Annotated in this window: 11 protein-coding genes; 1 reads left to right on the top strand and 10 read right to left on the bottom strand. The window is 67.4% G+C overall.

Annotation, left to right across the window (positions count from 1 at the left end; genetic code table 11):
• Positions 1 to 3: 3 nt before the first annotated feature.
• The 4 genes from AB7878_RS10205 to AB7878_RS10190 all read right to left on the bottom strand — a co-directional run bounded on the left by AB7878_RS10205 (position 4) and on the right by AB7878_RS10190 (position 4,575).
• Positions 4 to 627, bottom strand: a complete 624-nt coding sequence (locus tag AB7878_RS10205) for an XrtA/PEP-CTERM system exopolysaccharide export protein (RefSeq protein ID WP_369494260.1) — start codon at positions 625 to 627, stop codon at positions 4 to 6.
• A gap of 224 nt (positions 628 to 851) precedes the next feature.
• Entirely contained in the window at positions 852 to 1,535 is a 684-nt protein-coding gene (locus AB7878_RS10200; RefSeq protein ID WP_369494259.1) for a GNAT family N-acetyltransferase, read from the bottom strand.
• A gap of 51 nt (positions 1,536 to 1,586) precedes the next feature.
• Positions 1,587 to 3,185 carry a GH39 family glycosyl hydrolase gene (locus AB7878_RS10195; protein WP_369494258.1) on the bottom strand — a complete coding sequence of 533 codons (1,599 nt, stop codon included), beginning with the start codon at positions 3,183 to 3,185 and terminating at the stop codon, positions 1,587 to 1,589.
• A 34-nt stretch (positions 3,186 to 3,219) separates the two neighbouring features.
• Entirely contained in the window at positions 3,220 to 4,575 is a 1,356-nt protein-coding gene (locus tag AB7878_RS10190) for a GH1 family beta-glucosidase (protein WP_369494257.1), read from the bottom strand.
• Positions 4,576 to 4,721: 146 nt separating this feature from the next.
• Between AB7878_RS10190 and AB7878_RS10185 the strand changes: the two genes are divergently transcribed.
• The gene (locus AB7878_RS10185; RefSeq protein ID WP_369494256.1) at positions 4,722 to 5,816 is read left to right on the top strand and encodes an ABC transporter ATP-binding protein; all 1,095 of its coding nucleotides are present in this window, start codon (positions 4,722 to 4,724) and stop codon (positions 5,814 to 5,816) included.
• Between the two features lie 818 nt (positions 5,817 to 6,634).
• Here AB7878_RS10185 and AB7878_RS10180 read toward each other — a convergent pair.
• The 6 genes from AB7878_RS10180 to AB7878_RS10155 form a co-directional block, all read right to left on the bottom strand.
• Positions 6,635 to 7,456 (bottom strand): carbohydrate ABC transporter permease, encoded by an 822-nt coding sequence (locus AB7878_RS10180; protein WP_369494255.1) that lies wholly within the window; start codon positions 7,454 to 7,456, stop codon positions 6,635 to 6,637.
• Positions 7,453 to 8,340 (bottom strand): carbohydrate ABC transporter permease, encoded by an 888-nt coding sequence (locus tag AB7878_RS10175; protein WP_369494254.1) that lies wholly within the window; start codon positions 8,338 to 8,340, stop codon positions 7,453 to 7,455. The genes AB7878_RS10180 and AB7878_RS10175 overlap by 4 nt, the downstream gene beginning before the upstream one ends.
• Before the next feature lie 91 nt (positions 8,341 to 8,431).
• On the bottom strand, positions 8,432 to 9,673 hold the full coding sequence (locus AB7878_RS10170; RefSeq protein WP_369504143.1) for an extracellular solute-binding protein: 1,242 nt from the start codon (positions 9,671 to 9,673) through the stop codon (positions 8,432 to 8,434).
• A gap of 359 nt (positions 9,674 to 10,032) precedes the next feature.
• Positions 10,033 to 11,496, bottom strand: coding sequence for a glucoamylase family protein (locus tag AB7878_RS10165; RefSeq protein WP_369494252.1), 1,464 nt, complete (start codon positions 11,494 to 11,496; stop codon positions 10,033 to 10,035).
• Between the two features lie 164 nt (positions 11,497 to 11,660).
• Positions 11,661 to 13,178, bottom strand: a complete 1,518-nt coding sequence (locus AB7878_RS10160) for a tryptophan halogenase family protein (protein ID WP_369494251.1) — start codon at positions 13,176 to 13,178, stop codon at positions 11,661 to 11,663.
• Between the two features lie 67 nt (positions 13,179 to 13,245).
• A complete protein-coding gene (locus AB7878_RS10155; RefSeq protein ID WP_492614669.1) occupies positions 13,246 to 16,269 on the bottom strand; it encodes a TonB-dependent receptor in 3,024 nt (1,007 codons plus the stop codon).
• Positions 16,270 to 16,277: the final 8 nt, after the last annotated feature.

Raw genomic sequence — 16,277 nt, 5'->3', positions numbered from 1 at the left:
GCTTCAGAAGCTGCGCTGCGGCACCGTGATCACGTCGCCGGGCTGCAGCGGGTAGTTGGTGGCCAGGTCGCCGTCGTTGAGGATCTTGCCCAGGCGCACGGCATAGGCCTGGTTGTCCCCCTGCCCGGCGTGGCGATAGAGCTCGGTGCGGTCCGGCGAGGCGAACTCGGTGACCCCGCCGGCGGCAAGCACCACGTCGAGCACGGTCATGCCCGGGCGGTAAGGCAGCGAGACGGGCGTGCGCACGGCGCCGGTGACGCGCACGCGGGCCAGGTATTCATGGCTGCGCAGCTGCGTCAGGATCACCGCGACCTGCGGGTCGCGCACGTAGGCCTTGAGCTTGTCGCGGATGACCACGGCCACTTCCTCCGGCGTCTGCCCGCCGGCCTGCACGTCGCCGATCAGCGGCACGGTGATCTTGCCGTCCGGACGCACCGGCACCGACACGCTGAGGTCGGGGTTGTGCCATACGGACACCTGCAGCTGGTCGTCCACGCCGATGCGGTAGTTGCTGACCGCCATGGCGTCGGCATTGGCTTTCGGTGGCTGGGTCGACGGTGTCACCGCCGCGCAGCCACTTACTACAAGAGCGAGCAGCAACACAACGAGCACGGTAAGGTGCTTCATGGTCATCCCCCTGAATCTGTGACCTTGACGTTAGCATATTGTGAACCGGCAAGACGTAAAGCGGCGTGAAGCCGCCTGACGCCGACAACTTTAGTCGGCGCAGGCCGACAGCCCGCTGCGGCCAGGACGGCTGGCGCGGCCGGAAAGACCGGGTGCAAGGACGACAGCGGCCGAACGACAGGATCCGGCCCGACAGGCACTGCGTCCGCCGGGCCCGGACTCAGTCAGCCGGGTATCGCATCCAGCACGGCCACGTTCACCTCGCAGCGCAGCCGGAAGCCCAACGATTCGTACAGACGGATCGCCGCCGCGTTGGTTTTCCACGCATGCAGGAAGGCCGTGTCGCCGCGTGCGGCGATGCCGGCAGCGACGTGCCGGGACAGGCGCCGGGCCAGCCCGCGCCCGCGGAAGTCCGGATGCGTGCATACGCCGCTGACCTCGGTGCTGCCCGGGAAACGGAAGCGCTCGCCGGCCATCGCGGCGAGTCGCCCGTCGATGCGGATGCCGACGAAGCGGCCCATGCGATGGGTCTCGCGCAGGAACGGTCCCGGCTCGGTAAGCGTGGCCAACGCCAGCATCTCCTCCGCGTCCGCGTCGCCCAGCGGAATCAGTTCGTCCGGGCCGGCTTCCGGCGTGATGCGCCCGGTGGCGACCATCTGCACGCCCTTGGCGAGCTTGCTCGCCACCAGTCCGGACGGGATGCGAATCTCCGGCACCTGCAGCACGAACACCGGCTGCGCGGGCAGCACCAGCCGGGCCAGCGCCGCGAGCGCGACGGCGCCGTCGTCGCGCGCGGAGGCGAAGCGGTTGATCTCCGGCCGGTAGCGCTTGGCCAGCGCATCGCCCAGCGCCAACCCGGCATGCAGGCCGGTCAGGCTGGACCAGACGGGGCGATCAAGCGGTTCCACGTGACCTCCTCACGTCCCTCTCCGGCAAACGGGAGAGCAAGGCGCGAACACTCAATGCACCTCGATCACCACCAGCCCCTGCGGCGGGATGTCGAGACCGAGTTTGCCGTCGTGCAGCGCGAGCCGTTCCGGCGCCACCATCCGGCCGGCCGCGCGCAACTGCCGGATCTGCTCGCGCGAGGGAAAGGCCGGGCGCCCCATCTTGTCGAACGCGGCGATCACGTTGCCGTGCGCCTCGTCCAGGCGCCACACCTGCGCCTTGGCGTTCGCCGGCAGCGACGACAGGTCGAGCTCGAAATGCTTCACCTCGCCCTTCGGCCGGCCCACGGTGTAGCTCGCGGTGTCGCCCACCGGCGGCGCGTAGTTCCACAGCGCCAGCACCAGCGTGCCGTCGGCGCGGCGAGTGACCAGCGCGGAGTCGGAAGACACCGGCAGCCGCACGTCGCCCAGCTTGTGCAGCATCGCGAAGGCGTTGAAGGACGGCTTGGGGATGTTGTCCTCGGCGATCAGGCCGAAGCCGCCGTAGAACGGCGTGCGCACCACGCCCTGCTCCTCGAACACGTCCGAGAACGTCCAGTAGCTCATCGCATCCACCTTGCCCGCGCAGGCGCGGATGGTATTCGCGAGCCACGGGCCCATGTACACCGTGTCGGTGACGTTCGGCAGGTTGGCGTAGGAGGCGTTGTACTCGCTCATGATGAAGGGCAGCTTCGGGTACGGTGAGGCCAGCACCTCCTTGTGCACCTTGTCCACCGCGCGGCAGACCATGTCCCTGCGCGGAATCTTTTCATCGGTGTGGAACACGTTGTCCGCGGTGTCGTCGCCATAGACGTGGGTGCTGACGAAGTCCACCGGCACGTTCGCCTCGTGCACGTGCTTGAGGAAATCGGCGACCTCCGCCGCCTGCGCCGTGGCCGGGCCGCCCACGCGCAGGCGCGGGCTGACCGACTTCAGCGCACGCGCGGTGTGGTCGTACAGCGTGTAGTAAGTCGGCATCTTGGGGTTGCCGGCCCAGAAGCCGATGTTCGGCTCGTTCCACACCTCGAAGTACCACTTCGACACCTCGGCTATCCCGTAGCGCGCGATCAGGTGCTGCGCGAAGGCGCGGATCATGCCGTCCCACAGCGCGTAATCCTTCGGCGGCGCGACGTTGGGGTGGTACCAGAAATCCTGCAGCGCCTTGGGATCGGAGCTCAGATCCTTCGGCATGAAGCCCAGCTCCACGAACGGACGCACGCCGCGCTCAAGCAGGCCATCGTAGATCTGGTCCACATAGGAGAAGTTGTAGACCGGCTGGTCGCTCGCCGCGGACTTGTCGGCGGCGTTGTAGAACACCTTGTCGGCCTTGCCCAGCTGGAACAGACCCACGTCGTCGTCGAGGATGCCGTGGAAGCGCACGTAGCCGAAGCCGGTCGCCTGCTTCACCTCCACGAGATCCTTGCGGTAGTCGTCGCGCAGCGCCAGCGATGCGCGGCCGGAACCGAACATCTGCTCCCAGAAGTGCGGAAACGGCGTGCCCGGCGCCTTCGCGTCGACATGGACCCGCACGCTGTCGCCCGCGGCGGGTGCCGCCTGCGCCGCACCCAGCGCGAACAGGCACGCGGCCAGCAGGCCCAGCACGACCCGCCACGGCATCGGTTTCGTCTTCATCGACTCGTCTCCTTCGTGCATGTCGTTCGACGATTCATGCCTCGCCCAGCGCCTCGCCGTGGCTCGCGATCACCCGCGCGTAGAGCTTCGCACTGGCCTTGGGCGTGCGCCGCTGCGTGGCGAAGTCGACGTGGTACAGCCCGAAGCGCTTGGCGTAGCCCAGCGACCATTCCAGGTTGTCCAGCAGCGACCACGCGTAATAGCCCTTGAGGTTCACGCCGGCCTCGATCGCGCGATGCGCGGCCCGAAGGTGCCGACGCAGGTAGTCCGTGCGCAGCGGGTCGTCCAGCACCTCGCCCTCCACCACCGGCGGGTCGTAGAACGCGGCGCCGTTCTCGGTGATGTAGAGCGGGATCTCGCCGTAGCGCTGGCGGAAACCGGTCAGCATGTCCACGAGGCCCTGTTCGTACACTTCCCAGCCGGTCTCGGTATGGGTGCGATGGGGCTGGTACACCGGCGCGGCGCGCAGCGGCAGCGCATCCGCGTCGTGCCGCACCACTGCGCGCGTGTAGTAGTTGAGCCCGACGAAGTCGACCGGCTGCCGCGTGAGCCGGAAATCGTCCGCGGGGAAGTCCGGCCAGGCCGCGCCGTACACCTCGCGCAGTTCGGGCGGATAGCTGCCGAGCAGCGCGGGATCGGCGAACTGCAGGTTCATGTAGGCGTGCGCGCGACGCGTGGCGGCGAGATCGTCCGCGCTGTCGGAAGCCGGGTACTTGGGCTCGATGTTGAACACCACGCCGATCGCGTGCCGGCCGTGTGCGCGGTAGGCCTGGATGCCGGCGCCGCTGGCGCGCATCAGGTTGTGCGCCGCGATCGGCGCCTCGTACAGGTTGCGGTGGCCTGGTGCCAGCGCGCCGCGCAAGTAACCGCCATCCACCACCACCCACGGCTCGTTGAGCGTGGTCCACTGCGGCACGCGGTCGTCCAGTGCCTTGAACAGCGTCTGGGCGTACTCGGCGAACCAGTGCGCGCTGTCGCGGTTGAGCCAGCCGCCGCGATCGTCCAGCGCGGCCGGCAGGTCCCAGTGGAACAGCGTGACGTTCGGCGCGATGCCATGTTCCAGCAGCTCGTCGACCAGCCGCGAGTAGAAGTCCAGACCCTGCACGTTGACCCGCCCGGTGCCCTCGGGCAGCACGCGCGCCCAGTTCACGCTGAAGCGGTAGCTCTGGAGGCCCAGCGCGTGCATCAGCCGCACGTCGTCCTTGTAGCGGCGATAGTGGTCGCAGGCCACGTCGCCGTGGTCGCCGTTCGCCATCATCCCCGGCGTGTGCGCGAAGCGCTGCCAGATGCTGGGGCCGGCGCCGTCCGCCAGCGGCGAACCCTCGATCTGGTAGGCGGAGGTGGCCGCGCCCCAGAGGAAGCCGTCCGGAAAGCGGTAGCGTCGGGTCATGACCTGCGAAACTCTCGAATGCCGCACCGCGGCTTGATGTAATCGATTACATTCCGAGAATAGCCGAACGCCGTCGCGGGATGCACGCCCTTTTCCGCGACAGCGATCACCGTGCCGCGACCATCACCAGAGAGCACGCAACGCCGATGACCACCGTCAGTCTCGACCACGTGCGCAAGATCTATCCCAACGGGCATGTCGCCGTCGCCGGCGCCAGCTTCGATGTCGGCGACGGCGAGCTGCTGGTGCTGGTCGGCCCTTCCGGCTGCGGCAAGACCACGTTGCTGCGCATGATCGCGGGGCTGGAAAGCATCGACGCCGGCACGCTGCGCATAGCCGGGCGCGTGGTGAACGAGGTGGCGCCGAAGGATCGCAACATCGCGATGGTGTTCCAGAACTACGCGCTCTACCCGCACATGACGGTGGCCGAGAACCTCGGTTTCGGCCTGCGCCTGCGCGGCATGCCGCGCGCGGAGATCGCGCAACGCGTGGACGAGGTGGCGCGCCTGCTGGAACTGGAACCGCGGCTGGATGCCCGCCCCGCCGCGCTGTCCGGCGGCCAGCGCCAGCGCGTGGCGCTGGGTCGCGCGATGGTGCGCCAGCCCGCGGTGTTCCTGCTCGACGAGCCGCTGTCCAACCTCGACGCGCGCCTGCGCCTGGCGATGCGGGTGGAGATCGCCCGACTGCACCGCCGCTTCGGCACCACCACGATCTACGTCACCCACGACCAGGTCGAGACGATGACGCTGGGCCAGCGCATCGTGGTGTTCGACCGCGGCGCGATCCAGCAAATCGACACGCCGATGAACCTCTACGAACGGCCGGCCAACCTGTTCGTGGCCGGCTTCCTCGGTAGCCCCGCGATGAACCTGCTGCGCGGCACGCTGCACATGGACGATGGCCTCGCGCTGGCCACCGCGGCCGGCACGATACGGCTCGGCACGCCACCACAGATGGACGCACTCGCCGACTGGCGCGATCGCGAGGTGGTGCTCGGGCTGCGCCCGGAAGACCTGCATCTGCTCGCGGCCGGCGATCCTGCGATCGCGCTGGAGGCGCGGCTGGAAGTGCTGGAGCCGGTGGGCAATGAGGTCATCCTCAACCTGCGGCACGGGGATCTCGCGCTGGTCGCGCGCACGCCGCCGGGCATCGGCTGCGTGCCGGGCGAAATTGTTCGACTGGGCGTCGCCACGCAACGGCTGCATTTCTTCGATCCGAACGACGGCACGCGTATCGGTTGAAGCGCGCATGTCTGCTCGTGCGCGCTGGCCGGAGATGGCTTTTGCCTGGCGATTGCGCAAGCGACAAAGCGGTTTCGTGCCGCTGCCGCGGCCCGAGCTACTTTCTCTTTGCTTGCCCAAAAGAGAAGTAGCCAAAGAGAAACGGCACCCCGATGGCGCGCCCTCCGGGCATTCCCGGATCGAGTCCGGGACAGGCTCTGCCCTGCGGGTGCGCGGGTGGGTTACGGGGTTTTTCGACGGCACGTCCATGTACCGGCGAAAAACTGGCTCGCATCCTGCGAGCCATCCTGCGGACTTTCCTTCACCCACCCGCCACGCCATAGGGGCTCCGGGCAAAGCAGCGCGCTCCCAGCGCGCACTTTCAGAAAAGCCAAAGCGCCGCGAACTCGCGGTGCTCTTGCTTCTGGCGCGCACGATGCGCGCCTGCTTTTCCGGGGCCCCCTCGGCGACGGTGAGACGTGGACGATCAGGCCGCGCAGCGGGCGAGCCCACGGATGGGCTCGCCTTTTCGCGCGGGCAGGAGCCCGCTCGAAAAGCCCGGCCACGGCTCACGGACTTTCCGTCCATGGATGGACGGAACGCGTCGCCGCGGGGTGTCGTTTTCTCTTGGCTACTTCTCTTTTGGACAAGCAAAAGAGAAGTAGCTCGGCCGCCGACAGGCGGACGAAACCGCTCTGATGCTTGCGTACACGCAGAAGCAAAAGCCCCCCTCACCCCAACCCTCTCCCCCAACGATGAAGCTGTTGGGGGAGAGGGAAAGCCGTAGATTCCCGCCAGCGGGCGAGAGAGGATTTGCAACCCGCGCCGCATGCCGAAACTCATCCCTTCACGCTCCCCAGCAGCAACCCATCGAGGTAATGCCGCTGCATGGCCAGGAACAACACCAGCACCGGCAGCACGGTGAGCACCGAGCCGGCCATCATCTGCTCGGTGCCTTCCGTGTGCTCGCGCGCCAGCGAAGCCAGACCCAGCGGCAACGTGTAGTGGCCCTGCCCGGTCAGCTCGATCAGCGGCCACATGAAGTCGTTCCATGCCGTGAGGAAGGTGAGGATCGCCAGCGTCGCCACCACCGGCCGCAGCAGCGGCAGCACGACGCAGACGAAGATGCGCAGCTCGCTCGCGCCGTCGATGCGCGCCGCCTCCAGCAGTTCGTCGGGCAAGCCGCGTGCGTACTGGCGCACCAGGAAGATGCCGAGCACCGTCGCCATGCCGGGCAGCACCACGCCGGCGTAGCTGTCCACCAGGCCCGTGTACTTGAACATCAGGAACAGCGGCAGCATCGCCACCTGCGCCGGTATCACCAGCAGGCCGAGCAGCATTCGGAACAGCCGCTCGCGGCCCGCGAAACGCAGCTTGGCGAAGGCATAACCCGCCAGCAGGTTGCAGGCCAGCGACAGCAGCGTGATCGCACCGGAAATGAGCAAGCTGTTGAGCAGGTAGCGCCACATGCCGGCATGCCCGAACAGCTGCCGGTAGTTGTCCAGCGTAGGGTTCGCCGGCCACAGCGGTGGCGGCAGCGCATTGGACGTGCCGGGTGGCATGAACGATACGGCGAGCATCCACGCCAGCGGAAACAGCGCCACCAGCGCGCCGCCCAGCAGCAGGCCGTTGACGAGCGCCTTCGTCAGCCGCGGGTTCACGCCGCCCCTCCTGCCGGCTCCCTGGACGACAACCGCAGCATCGCCGCGGTCACCGCGAACATCACCAGGAACAGCACGACGGCCTCCGCCGAGGCGATGCCGAGGTTCCACCACTGGAAACCGTCCTCGTACATCAGGTACAGCACGCTGGTGGTGCTTTGCAGCGGGCCGCCCTCGGTCATCACGTAGGGCTCGGCGAACAGCTGGAAATAGCCCGACACGGTGAGGATGGCCACCATCAGCAGGGTCGGCCCCAGCAGCGGCAGGCTGACGTGGCGGAACTGCCGCCAGGCCGAGGCGCCGTCGATGCGCGCTGCCTCGTACAGCTCGACGGGGATCGCCTGCAGCCCGGCGAGCAGGATGATCATGTTGTAGCCGAAGTTCTTCCACACCGCGAACAGGATGATCGTGGGCATCGCCCAGTGCGGATCGCCCAGCCAGTCGACCGGATGGATGCCGAGCACGCCGAGCAGATGGTTGGCCCAGCCGTACTTGGTGTTGAACAGGTAGCGCCACACCACCGCCATCGCCACCGCGGTGGTGACCACGGGCGCGAACAGCGCGGTGCGGAAGAACGCCTTGCAGCGCGCCAGCCGCGAATGCAGCAGCAACGCCGCGCCCAGCGAGGCCGCCAGCGACAGCGGCACGCCCACCGCCACGAAGTAGAACGTGTGCCCCAGCGCCGCCCAGAACGCCGGCCGATGCAGCAGCGCCCAATAGTTGCCCAGCGCCACGAAGCGCAGGTTGTGCAGGTCGGCCAGCGCGTAGAGGTCGTAGTCGGTGAAGCTCAGCACGAGTGCACCGAGCACCGGGATCAGGAAGAACACACCCAGCACCAGCAACGCCGGGGTGAGGAACAGCCAGGCGGCGCGGCGCGCGCTCATGCACATCGCTCCGCGCGGGAGCAACCCCACCCCAGCCCTCCCCTGCGCGCAGGGAAGGGAGAAAGAGCGGGCACGGGCTTCATCGGCAAGTTCATCGCTTCGTCTCGGCGCGGTCGAGCAGCCAGCGCCGCTTGGCCAGGATGCGGTCGGCCTGGCGGTCCATCTCGGCCGCGGCCTGATCCACCGTCAGCTCGCCGGCCACGGCGCGTGCGGCGACCTGCTGCATCATCACCGCGATGCGTTCCCATTCGGGCACGGCCGGCGTGGGCTTCACGCGTTCGAGCTGGTCACGGAAGGCTCGCGCCTGCGCATCGTCGCGCAGCAGCGGGCTGTTCCAACTGCTGCGCCGTGGCGGCATGTCGCCGGTGAGCCGGTAGAAGCGCTGCTGCACCTCGGGCTGCGACAGGTATTCGATCAGCGCCCACGCCGCGCGCTGCCGCTTCGATGCGCGGAACACCACCAGGCTGGCCCCGCCCGCGAGCCCGGCGCCGGGACCATCGGGCCCCGGCAGCGGCGCGGTGGACCAGTCGGCCTGCTCGGCTGCCGGCAGGCGCTTGCGGAACTCGCCGATGTTCCACGGCCCCGACAGGTAGAACGCGTAGGTCCCGCGGCCGAATTCCTCCCACGGATTGCTGACCTCCACGTTGGTGACCACCGGCGCCTGCCGCAGGCGGAACGTATCCACGTAGAACGTCAGGGCACGCTTGAAACCGGCGCTTTCGAAGTTGCCGTAGCGGTCGCCGTCGCGCAGCAGCGGATCGGGCTGCTGCAGTGCCAGCGACAGCAGCTGCTCGTACTCGTTGGTCGGCAGCAGGATGCCGTACACCTTTCGTCCGGGATGACTGAGCGCGGCCAGCATGCGCCGCCACTGCACCCAGTCGCGCGGCGGCGCGTCGAAGCCGGCCTGCTTCAGCAGGTCGCTGCGGTAGAACAGCAGGCGCGTGTCCACGTACCACGGGATGCCATACAGCTGGCCGTCGCTGACATTGGTGGCCCAGATGCTGGCGAAGTAGTCCGGCGGCGCCACCGCCGTCGAGGCGGCGACGCGCTGCTGCAGCGGCGCCAGCGCATGCAGCGCCACCAGTTCCGGCAACCAGGTGTTGCCGAGTTGCGCCATGTCCGGCGTGGTGTTGCCGGCGATCGCGGTGAGCAGCTTCTGGTGCGCCGCACTCAGCGGCAGCTGCTGCACCTCGACATGGATGTCCGGATGCGTGCGCTCGAAGTCCGGCAGCAACTGGGCGACGGCCTCCCCCTCCGGCCCGAAGGTCCAGAACACCAGGGCGTCGGCGTGCCGGGCGGTGCAGCCGGCGAGGCATAGCGTGACGAAGATCATCGCCACGCATGCTTTTTGCCGGAATCCGTCACGCCATGCACTCATGCCGACCACCCTCTCGTTACACCCATTTCAGCGTCAAGCCGCAGCCCCCCCTACAGGCGCCAAGGCAGTCGCATATGGCCTGCTCGAACAACGAGCGCTTGGCTCGTCATCCCGGCGAAGGCCGGAGGCGCTTCACAACAGCGAAGCTGGTCATCCAGTGGCTGCAACGCTCATCCGGGCCATATCGTCGCTGGATGACCAGACATTCGTCTGTTAGAAACCCGGCCTTCGCCGGAATGACGAGCAAAACCCATGCGGGCCTTTGGAACCCTTTGCGATTGGCCTCCTCAGCTCGCAGGAAAGGAGAAACCGCCTCAGTGCCGCTCCAGCCAGCCGCCGGTGAAGCCGGCGCGCTCCAGCCCGCGGCGGATGTACGGGTTCTTCTTCATCACCTTCCACACCAGTCCGCTGCGCCAGTTCTCGATCATCAGCAGGATCGGTCCCTGGTCGATGCCCAACTGCTGGTTGTCGGCCCAGCCGAAACCGGGATAGGTATTGCCGGCCGTCGGCGTGCCGTGGAAGCTGAGGTTGAAGGCATCGACGAAACCGTAGCGGTCGTAGATGTACTTGCCGTAGCGCTGCTTCATTGTCATCAGCGCGGGCAGCACGATGGATGGCGCGAACGCGATGGAGCCACCGGCTGCGGTGGGCGCGATGGTGCCGTCGTCGTTGATCTCGTCCAGCCCGGCGCCGCGCGCCATGTAGGCGCTGAAGCGGCGCACGCCCTGCGGCGAACTCACGGTCACGTCGCCCGGACCGTCGCTGGCGGTGAGCCCCCACACCTCGGCGCCGTAACCCGTCCAGTGGCCGGGATTGGCGATGGCATAGGCGCGCTGCGCCAGGGTCGCCAGCCGGCCGTTCTGCGCGTAATCCAGGTCGTGTGCGCGGCCCCAGGCGTCGCGGATGCCGCGGAAATCCACCCAGGTCTCGGTGTACTGGTGGCCGAACAGCGGCGCGAAATTGAGGAAGCTGTAGCCCTGGAACTGGCCCCAGTCGCGCGGATACGTCGCACACCAGGCCGCCCAGGCGTCCGCGCCCACCGGATGCGTGGGCGAACCCAGCGCGAGCAGGTAGACCAGCTTGCCTTCGTCGTAACCCTGCCAGTCGGCGTCGATGAACTGGCCGCCCGGCGTCCAGCCCATGCTGATCAGCGGCTTGCGCACCTGCATCCACGGCCAGTCGACGGCGCGGTAGAGCTGATCGGCGAGCCGGCGGATCTCCTTCTCCGGCGGCGTGTCGCGGTCGTAATAGCTCTGCGCGAACAGCACGCCGCCCATCAGCAAGGTGGTGTCCACGCTGGACAGTTCCACCGACCGCGCGTGACGCAGCCCGGTGCGCATGTCGAGGAAGTGGTAGAAGAAGCCGTGGTAGCCGGCGGCATCGTCCTCGCCGCCGTTCTGCGGCGCGGCAGCGAGGTAGCGCAGCGTGGTCAGCGTGCGCTGCACCGCCTGCGCGCGGCTGATGTAGCCGCGCTCCACGCCGACACCGTAGGCGGTCAGGCCGAAGCCGATCGCGGCGATCGAGGAGAAGGTGTGGTTCGGCCACGAATCCGGCACCAGGCCGGTGTACGGGTCCGCACTTTGCCAGAACCAGTCGAAGGTGCGGCGTTCGAGATCGTCGACGAAGGCCTGCTGGTCGGGCGCCAGTTTCTGGTAAGTCAGGGTGTCGGGTTGCGGTGGCGCAATGGCCTGCTCGGCGCGCACCGGCGTGCCGGCGACCAGCACCATCAGGGCGACGGCGGCAAGGACGTGCAGGCGGCGCCATCGGAATGAAGACATTCGAACCTCGTGTCGATGAACGGGATCAGCAGGACCTTTCCGAAATCCGTTCGCCCTGAGCGTAGCGCCGAAGGCGCGAAGTCGAAGGGTCAGGTGCCTGGGAAGAACGAGTGTTTCGACTTCGCGGAGCTTCGTTCCGCTACGCTCAACATGAACGGTTTCGGTCAGGCGGTTTCCATCGCCGGACAGACCCGGTCGATGAAGGCCTGGTGCATGGGCATCGCCTCGACGCAGGTGTTCACCACCTGGCCCACGCTGGCCATGAAGCCGGCGAGGTCGTGCTCCGGCATCTGGTCCACCAGCGGGTGGTAGCCGCGCGGCATGATGCGCTGGCCCAGCATCACCTGCACCCAGCTCGGCGTCGAGAACATTTCCTCGCCGTCGCGGTAGAAGCGCCCGCTGTCGCGGAACAGGCGGATGTACTCGTCGAGCTGCGCCGGAATCGACATGGTGCGACAGGTGTTCCAGAACGGCGTGTCGTCGCGCTCGGTGGCGTGGTAGTGCAGGATCAGGAAATCGCGGATGCGCTCGTATTCGAAGCGCGAACGCGCGTTGTAGCGGTCGACCAGCACCGGGCTGAAATCGCGCTGCGGGAACATCTCCAGCAGGCGCGCGATGCCGGACTGGATCATGTAGATGCTGGTGGACTCCAGCGGCTCCAGGAAGCCAGCGGCCAGCCCCAGCGCGACCACGTTGCGATTCCATGCCTGCTTGCGCATGCCGGTGGTGAAGCGCAGCCGGTGCGGCTCGCCCAGCGGGGCGCCGTCCAGGTTCGCCAGCAGCACGGCGGTGGCCTCGTCGTCGCTCATGTGCGCGCTGCAGTACACGTGCCCGTTGCCGGTGCGATGCTGCAACGGGATGCGCCATTGCCAGCCGGCCGGCCGCGCGGTGGCGCGGGTGTACGGCGTGGGCGGCCCTGTCCGCTCGCAGCCCACCGCAATCGCACGGTCGCAGGGCAGCCAGTGCGAGCAATCGTCGAAGCCGGTGTGCAGCGCCTGTTCGATCAGCAGCCCGCGAAAGCCGGAGCAGTCGATGAACAGGTCGCCCGCGATGCGCTCGCCGCTCTCGAGATGCAGCGCCGCCACGAAACCGTCGTCGGGCCGCAGTTCGACGCGGGCGATCTTTCCCTCGCTGCGCCGCACGCCGCGCTGTTCGGCATAACGACGCAGGAATCGCGCATACAGTCCCGCGTCGAAGTGGTAGGCGTAGGCGATGTTCGCCAGCGGCGAGTCCTTCGGCACGTCGGTGGCGGAAGGCATGAACTTGCCGCGCGGCGCCGCCACGGTATTGATCGAATAGGCGCCGATGTCCTCGGCCACGCCGCGCTGCCGGGCCTTGATCCAGAACTGGTGGAACGGCAGCAGGCTGATGTCGTGGCCGATGCTGCCGAAACCGTGGATGTAGCTGTCGCCCAGCCGCGCCCAGTCGTTGAACTGCACGCCGAGCTTGAACGTGCCGCTGGTGTTGCGGATGAACTCGACGTCGTCGATGCCGAGCAGGTCGTTGAACAGCTTGAGGTGCGGCACGGTGCCTTCGCCCACGCGCACCGTGCCGATCTCCTCCGACTCCACCAGCCGGATCGTGCAATCGCCGCCCAGCACCTTGGCGAATGCCGCGGCGGCCATCCAGCCGGCGGTGCCGCCGCCGGCGATGACGATGTGCTTGATGCGCAGGTCGGTCATGGACGTCTCGACGACAGGGAATGATCGAACGGGGCAGCCGGGGCGCGCGAGGCGCCCCGGCCGGCCGTCAGAAGCTTATGCCCATCGAGAGCTTGACCGTGCGTGGATACCCCGTGATGTCGCCGGTGGGGTTGTAGGTCACGACAGGGTTGTAGCTGCCGTTCGATCCCCAGTTTTCCAGGTAGCCGACGTAGTTGTTCCAATTGAACGCGTTGATCAGGTCGAAGCGCACGTAGGCGTTGAGGTTGCCGTAGATCTTGAAGTTCTTCGTGGCCTGGAAGTCCAGGTCGCGGTAGCCGAAGATCTTGCCGCCGATCAGGAAGCGCCCGTTGCCCGGCGGTGCGACCGCCGCCGAACGGCAGCCGCTGCCGGCCACGCCGCCGCTGTCCACGTTGGAGGCCGGCGCCCCGAAGCAGGCGAGGTTGAGGTCGGGGATCGGCGTGGCCAGGGTCAGCTTGGCGCCCAGCGTGAAGCCCCACGGGCCATCCATCGTGCCGGTCATCACCAGGCGGTGCTTGGCCACGCCGGACGAGGTGAACGGATAGTTGCCGATCCATTCGTAGTCGAACGCGTACTGGTCGGTGGGATCGGCGTTGTCGTTGTTCTGCTCCGTGTCCGAATAGGTGTAGGCGATCGTCGCGCCCCAGTGCGATTCCTTCGTGTACGGCTTCTCGGCCGACAGCAACAGCTGCTTGGTGCGCGTCTCCAGCCCGTTGTTGCCGATGATCAGGCTGCCGAAGCCGGGAATGCCGTTGCCCCAGGGCTGGCTGCCGTTCTGCCAGAAGCTGCCGTTCGGATAGCGGTTGCCCAGCGTGTACACCAGGCCGTTGTGGCTGGCGATGTAGGCCAGCGTCGCGCTGGTGTTCCAGTCGCCTATCTGGTTGCGCATGCCGATGCTGAACTGGTCGGAATACGGCGCCTTGAGGTTGTTGGTAACCAGGTCGACTTCCTTGCCAGTGTTGCTGCCGGCCACCAGGCCTTGCAGGGTCGGGATGCTGAGGTAGGCCGGGTTCCACGCGTAGCAGCTGTTCACGCCGACCGTGCACGGCACGTCGGGCGTGTTGAACATGATCGTGGGTTGCGACAGCGACTGCTTGGTCTGCTCCACCTGCAGCGACTCGTACAGGTCGCGGTCGAAGGAGCGGCCGACGCCGCCGAAAACCACGTGCCGCTGGTCGCCGTTGATGTCGTAGGAGAAGCCGAAGCGCGGCTGCCACTCGCCCGTCTTCGCGTGGCGGTTGTGGCCGGTGCTGATGTAGTCGTTGATGTTCACCCCGCCCAGCGCCAACGTCTGCGCGTAGGTCTGACCCGCCGGTGCATTCGGATCCTGCATGCCGAAGGCCGCCACCACGTTCGCTGGGGTCACGTAGTCGAGGTAGGACGGCGTCTTCTCGTAGTCCCAGCGCACACCGAGGTTCAAGGTCAGGTGGTCGTCCACCGCCCAGTCGTCCTGGATGTAGAGGCCGAGCTGCTTGTCCGAGCTGTTGGCCACCGGGCTGATGCCGGGCGTGGGCGCGCCGAACTGCACCTGGTACGGGATCGCCTCCGTGCCGGCGGGTGTCACCGCGTAGTTGAACAGCGCGTTGGAATCGCCCGCATCCTGCGCGGTGAGCTTCACGGCCTTGTACTTGAAGCCCATCTTGATGACGTGGTCGCCGTTCCACTGCAAGTCGTTGAAGGTTAGGTCGTCCTGGATCGCCGGGCCTTTCTGGCCCTTGTTCTGCTGGGCCAGCGGCGAGTTGCCGGTCTGCAGGATGGTGGTGTTCAACTGCGCGCCGGTGAGGGTGTAGCTGCTGCCCGCGCCGCGGACGATCGGCGTGGGCGTGTAGAACGCATCCTCGTAGGTCACCTGCAGTCGGTTGAACCAGCTGTAGGCGCTGTGATCCCAGCGGAGGTCGAAGCGCTTGTCGGTGTTGATGGTGTTGAGCCCCGCCGTTGCGGTAGTCACGCCGCCAAGGCCGCTGATGGAGGTCTCGTGGCGATACTTGCCACTCAGCTCGAAGCGGTCGTGTTCGGTGGGCTCGAAATCGATCTTGCCGAACCAGTCGTTTTCCTTGAACGGCAGGCTCGCCGGTCCGATCTGCGACTGCACGTCGGCCGGCAGGAAGGCGGTGACGCCGGTGACGCCGGGCACCACGGTGGTGGGGCTGTCGAATTCCTTGCCCTCGTAGGCGATGAAGAAGTGCGCCATGTCCTTCACGATCGGGCCGCCCAGATCGAAGCCGTAGTCCTTCTCGTGCGACTGCGTCTTGTTGTGGGCAGCCTGCTCCGAAGGCGTCATCGCGCGCAGGCGGGTGTTGGTGAAGCTGCCGAACACGTCGCCGTGGAATTCGTTGGTGCCGGACTTGGTTTCCGCGGTCACCGCGGCGCTGGAGATCTGGTCGTACTCCGCCTTGTAGTTGGAGGTGATGACCTTGTACTCGCCGACCGCCAGCTGCGGGAACGGATTGCCCTGGCTGGCGTTCTGGCCGGTGACGCCGCCCGACAGCACGTAGTTCTTCTGACCGACGCCATCGATGTAGACATTGATATTGCTGCTGGCCTGGGCGCCGGAGCGCAGGCTGGTGGTGCCGTCCGCATTGCGGGTGAACACCATGCCCGGCACGATATCCGCGAATTCCAGGAAGTTGCGCGAGGCTGCCGGCAACGCCTGGATGTCGCGCAGCGAGACGATGTTGCCGACCTCGGAGGTGGTGACGTCCGGCAGGGTCGATGCCGATACCGTCACGCCGCCCAGCGTCTTGGTGCCGGCCGGCGCCGCGGTCGCCGGCGCGGCGGCGGGTGCCAGGTCGATCGTGCCAGTCGAGGCCACCGACAGCGTGACGGTCTTCTGGGTGCCCGCGCCCGCATCCACCTGGTAGGTGCCCGGCCGCAGACCGACCAGCGCGAAGCTGCCGTCCTTGCTCGAACGGGTGACGCGCACCGCGCCGGTGTCCACGTTCCGGGCGGTGATCGTGGCTTCGGGTGGCGCATGCCCGCGCAAGGTGGAATCCGCCGACTGGGCCAGGACGATGCCCGGCGCCGCGGCCACCATCGCCATGGCGACGGCGGCCGGCAGCAAACGCTTCATGAAAGGCTTCTGACTGCTCATGGTCTCCC

It is taken from the genome of Rhodanobacter humi, assembly GCF_041107455.1.
GTDB lineage: Bacteria > Pseudomonadota > Gammaproteobacteria > Xanthomonadales > Rhodanobacteraceae > Rhodanobacter_A.
Note: the sequence above shows the minus strand (reverse complement) of the source record. Positions and strands in the feature narration are given on the sequence as shown.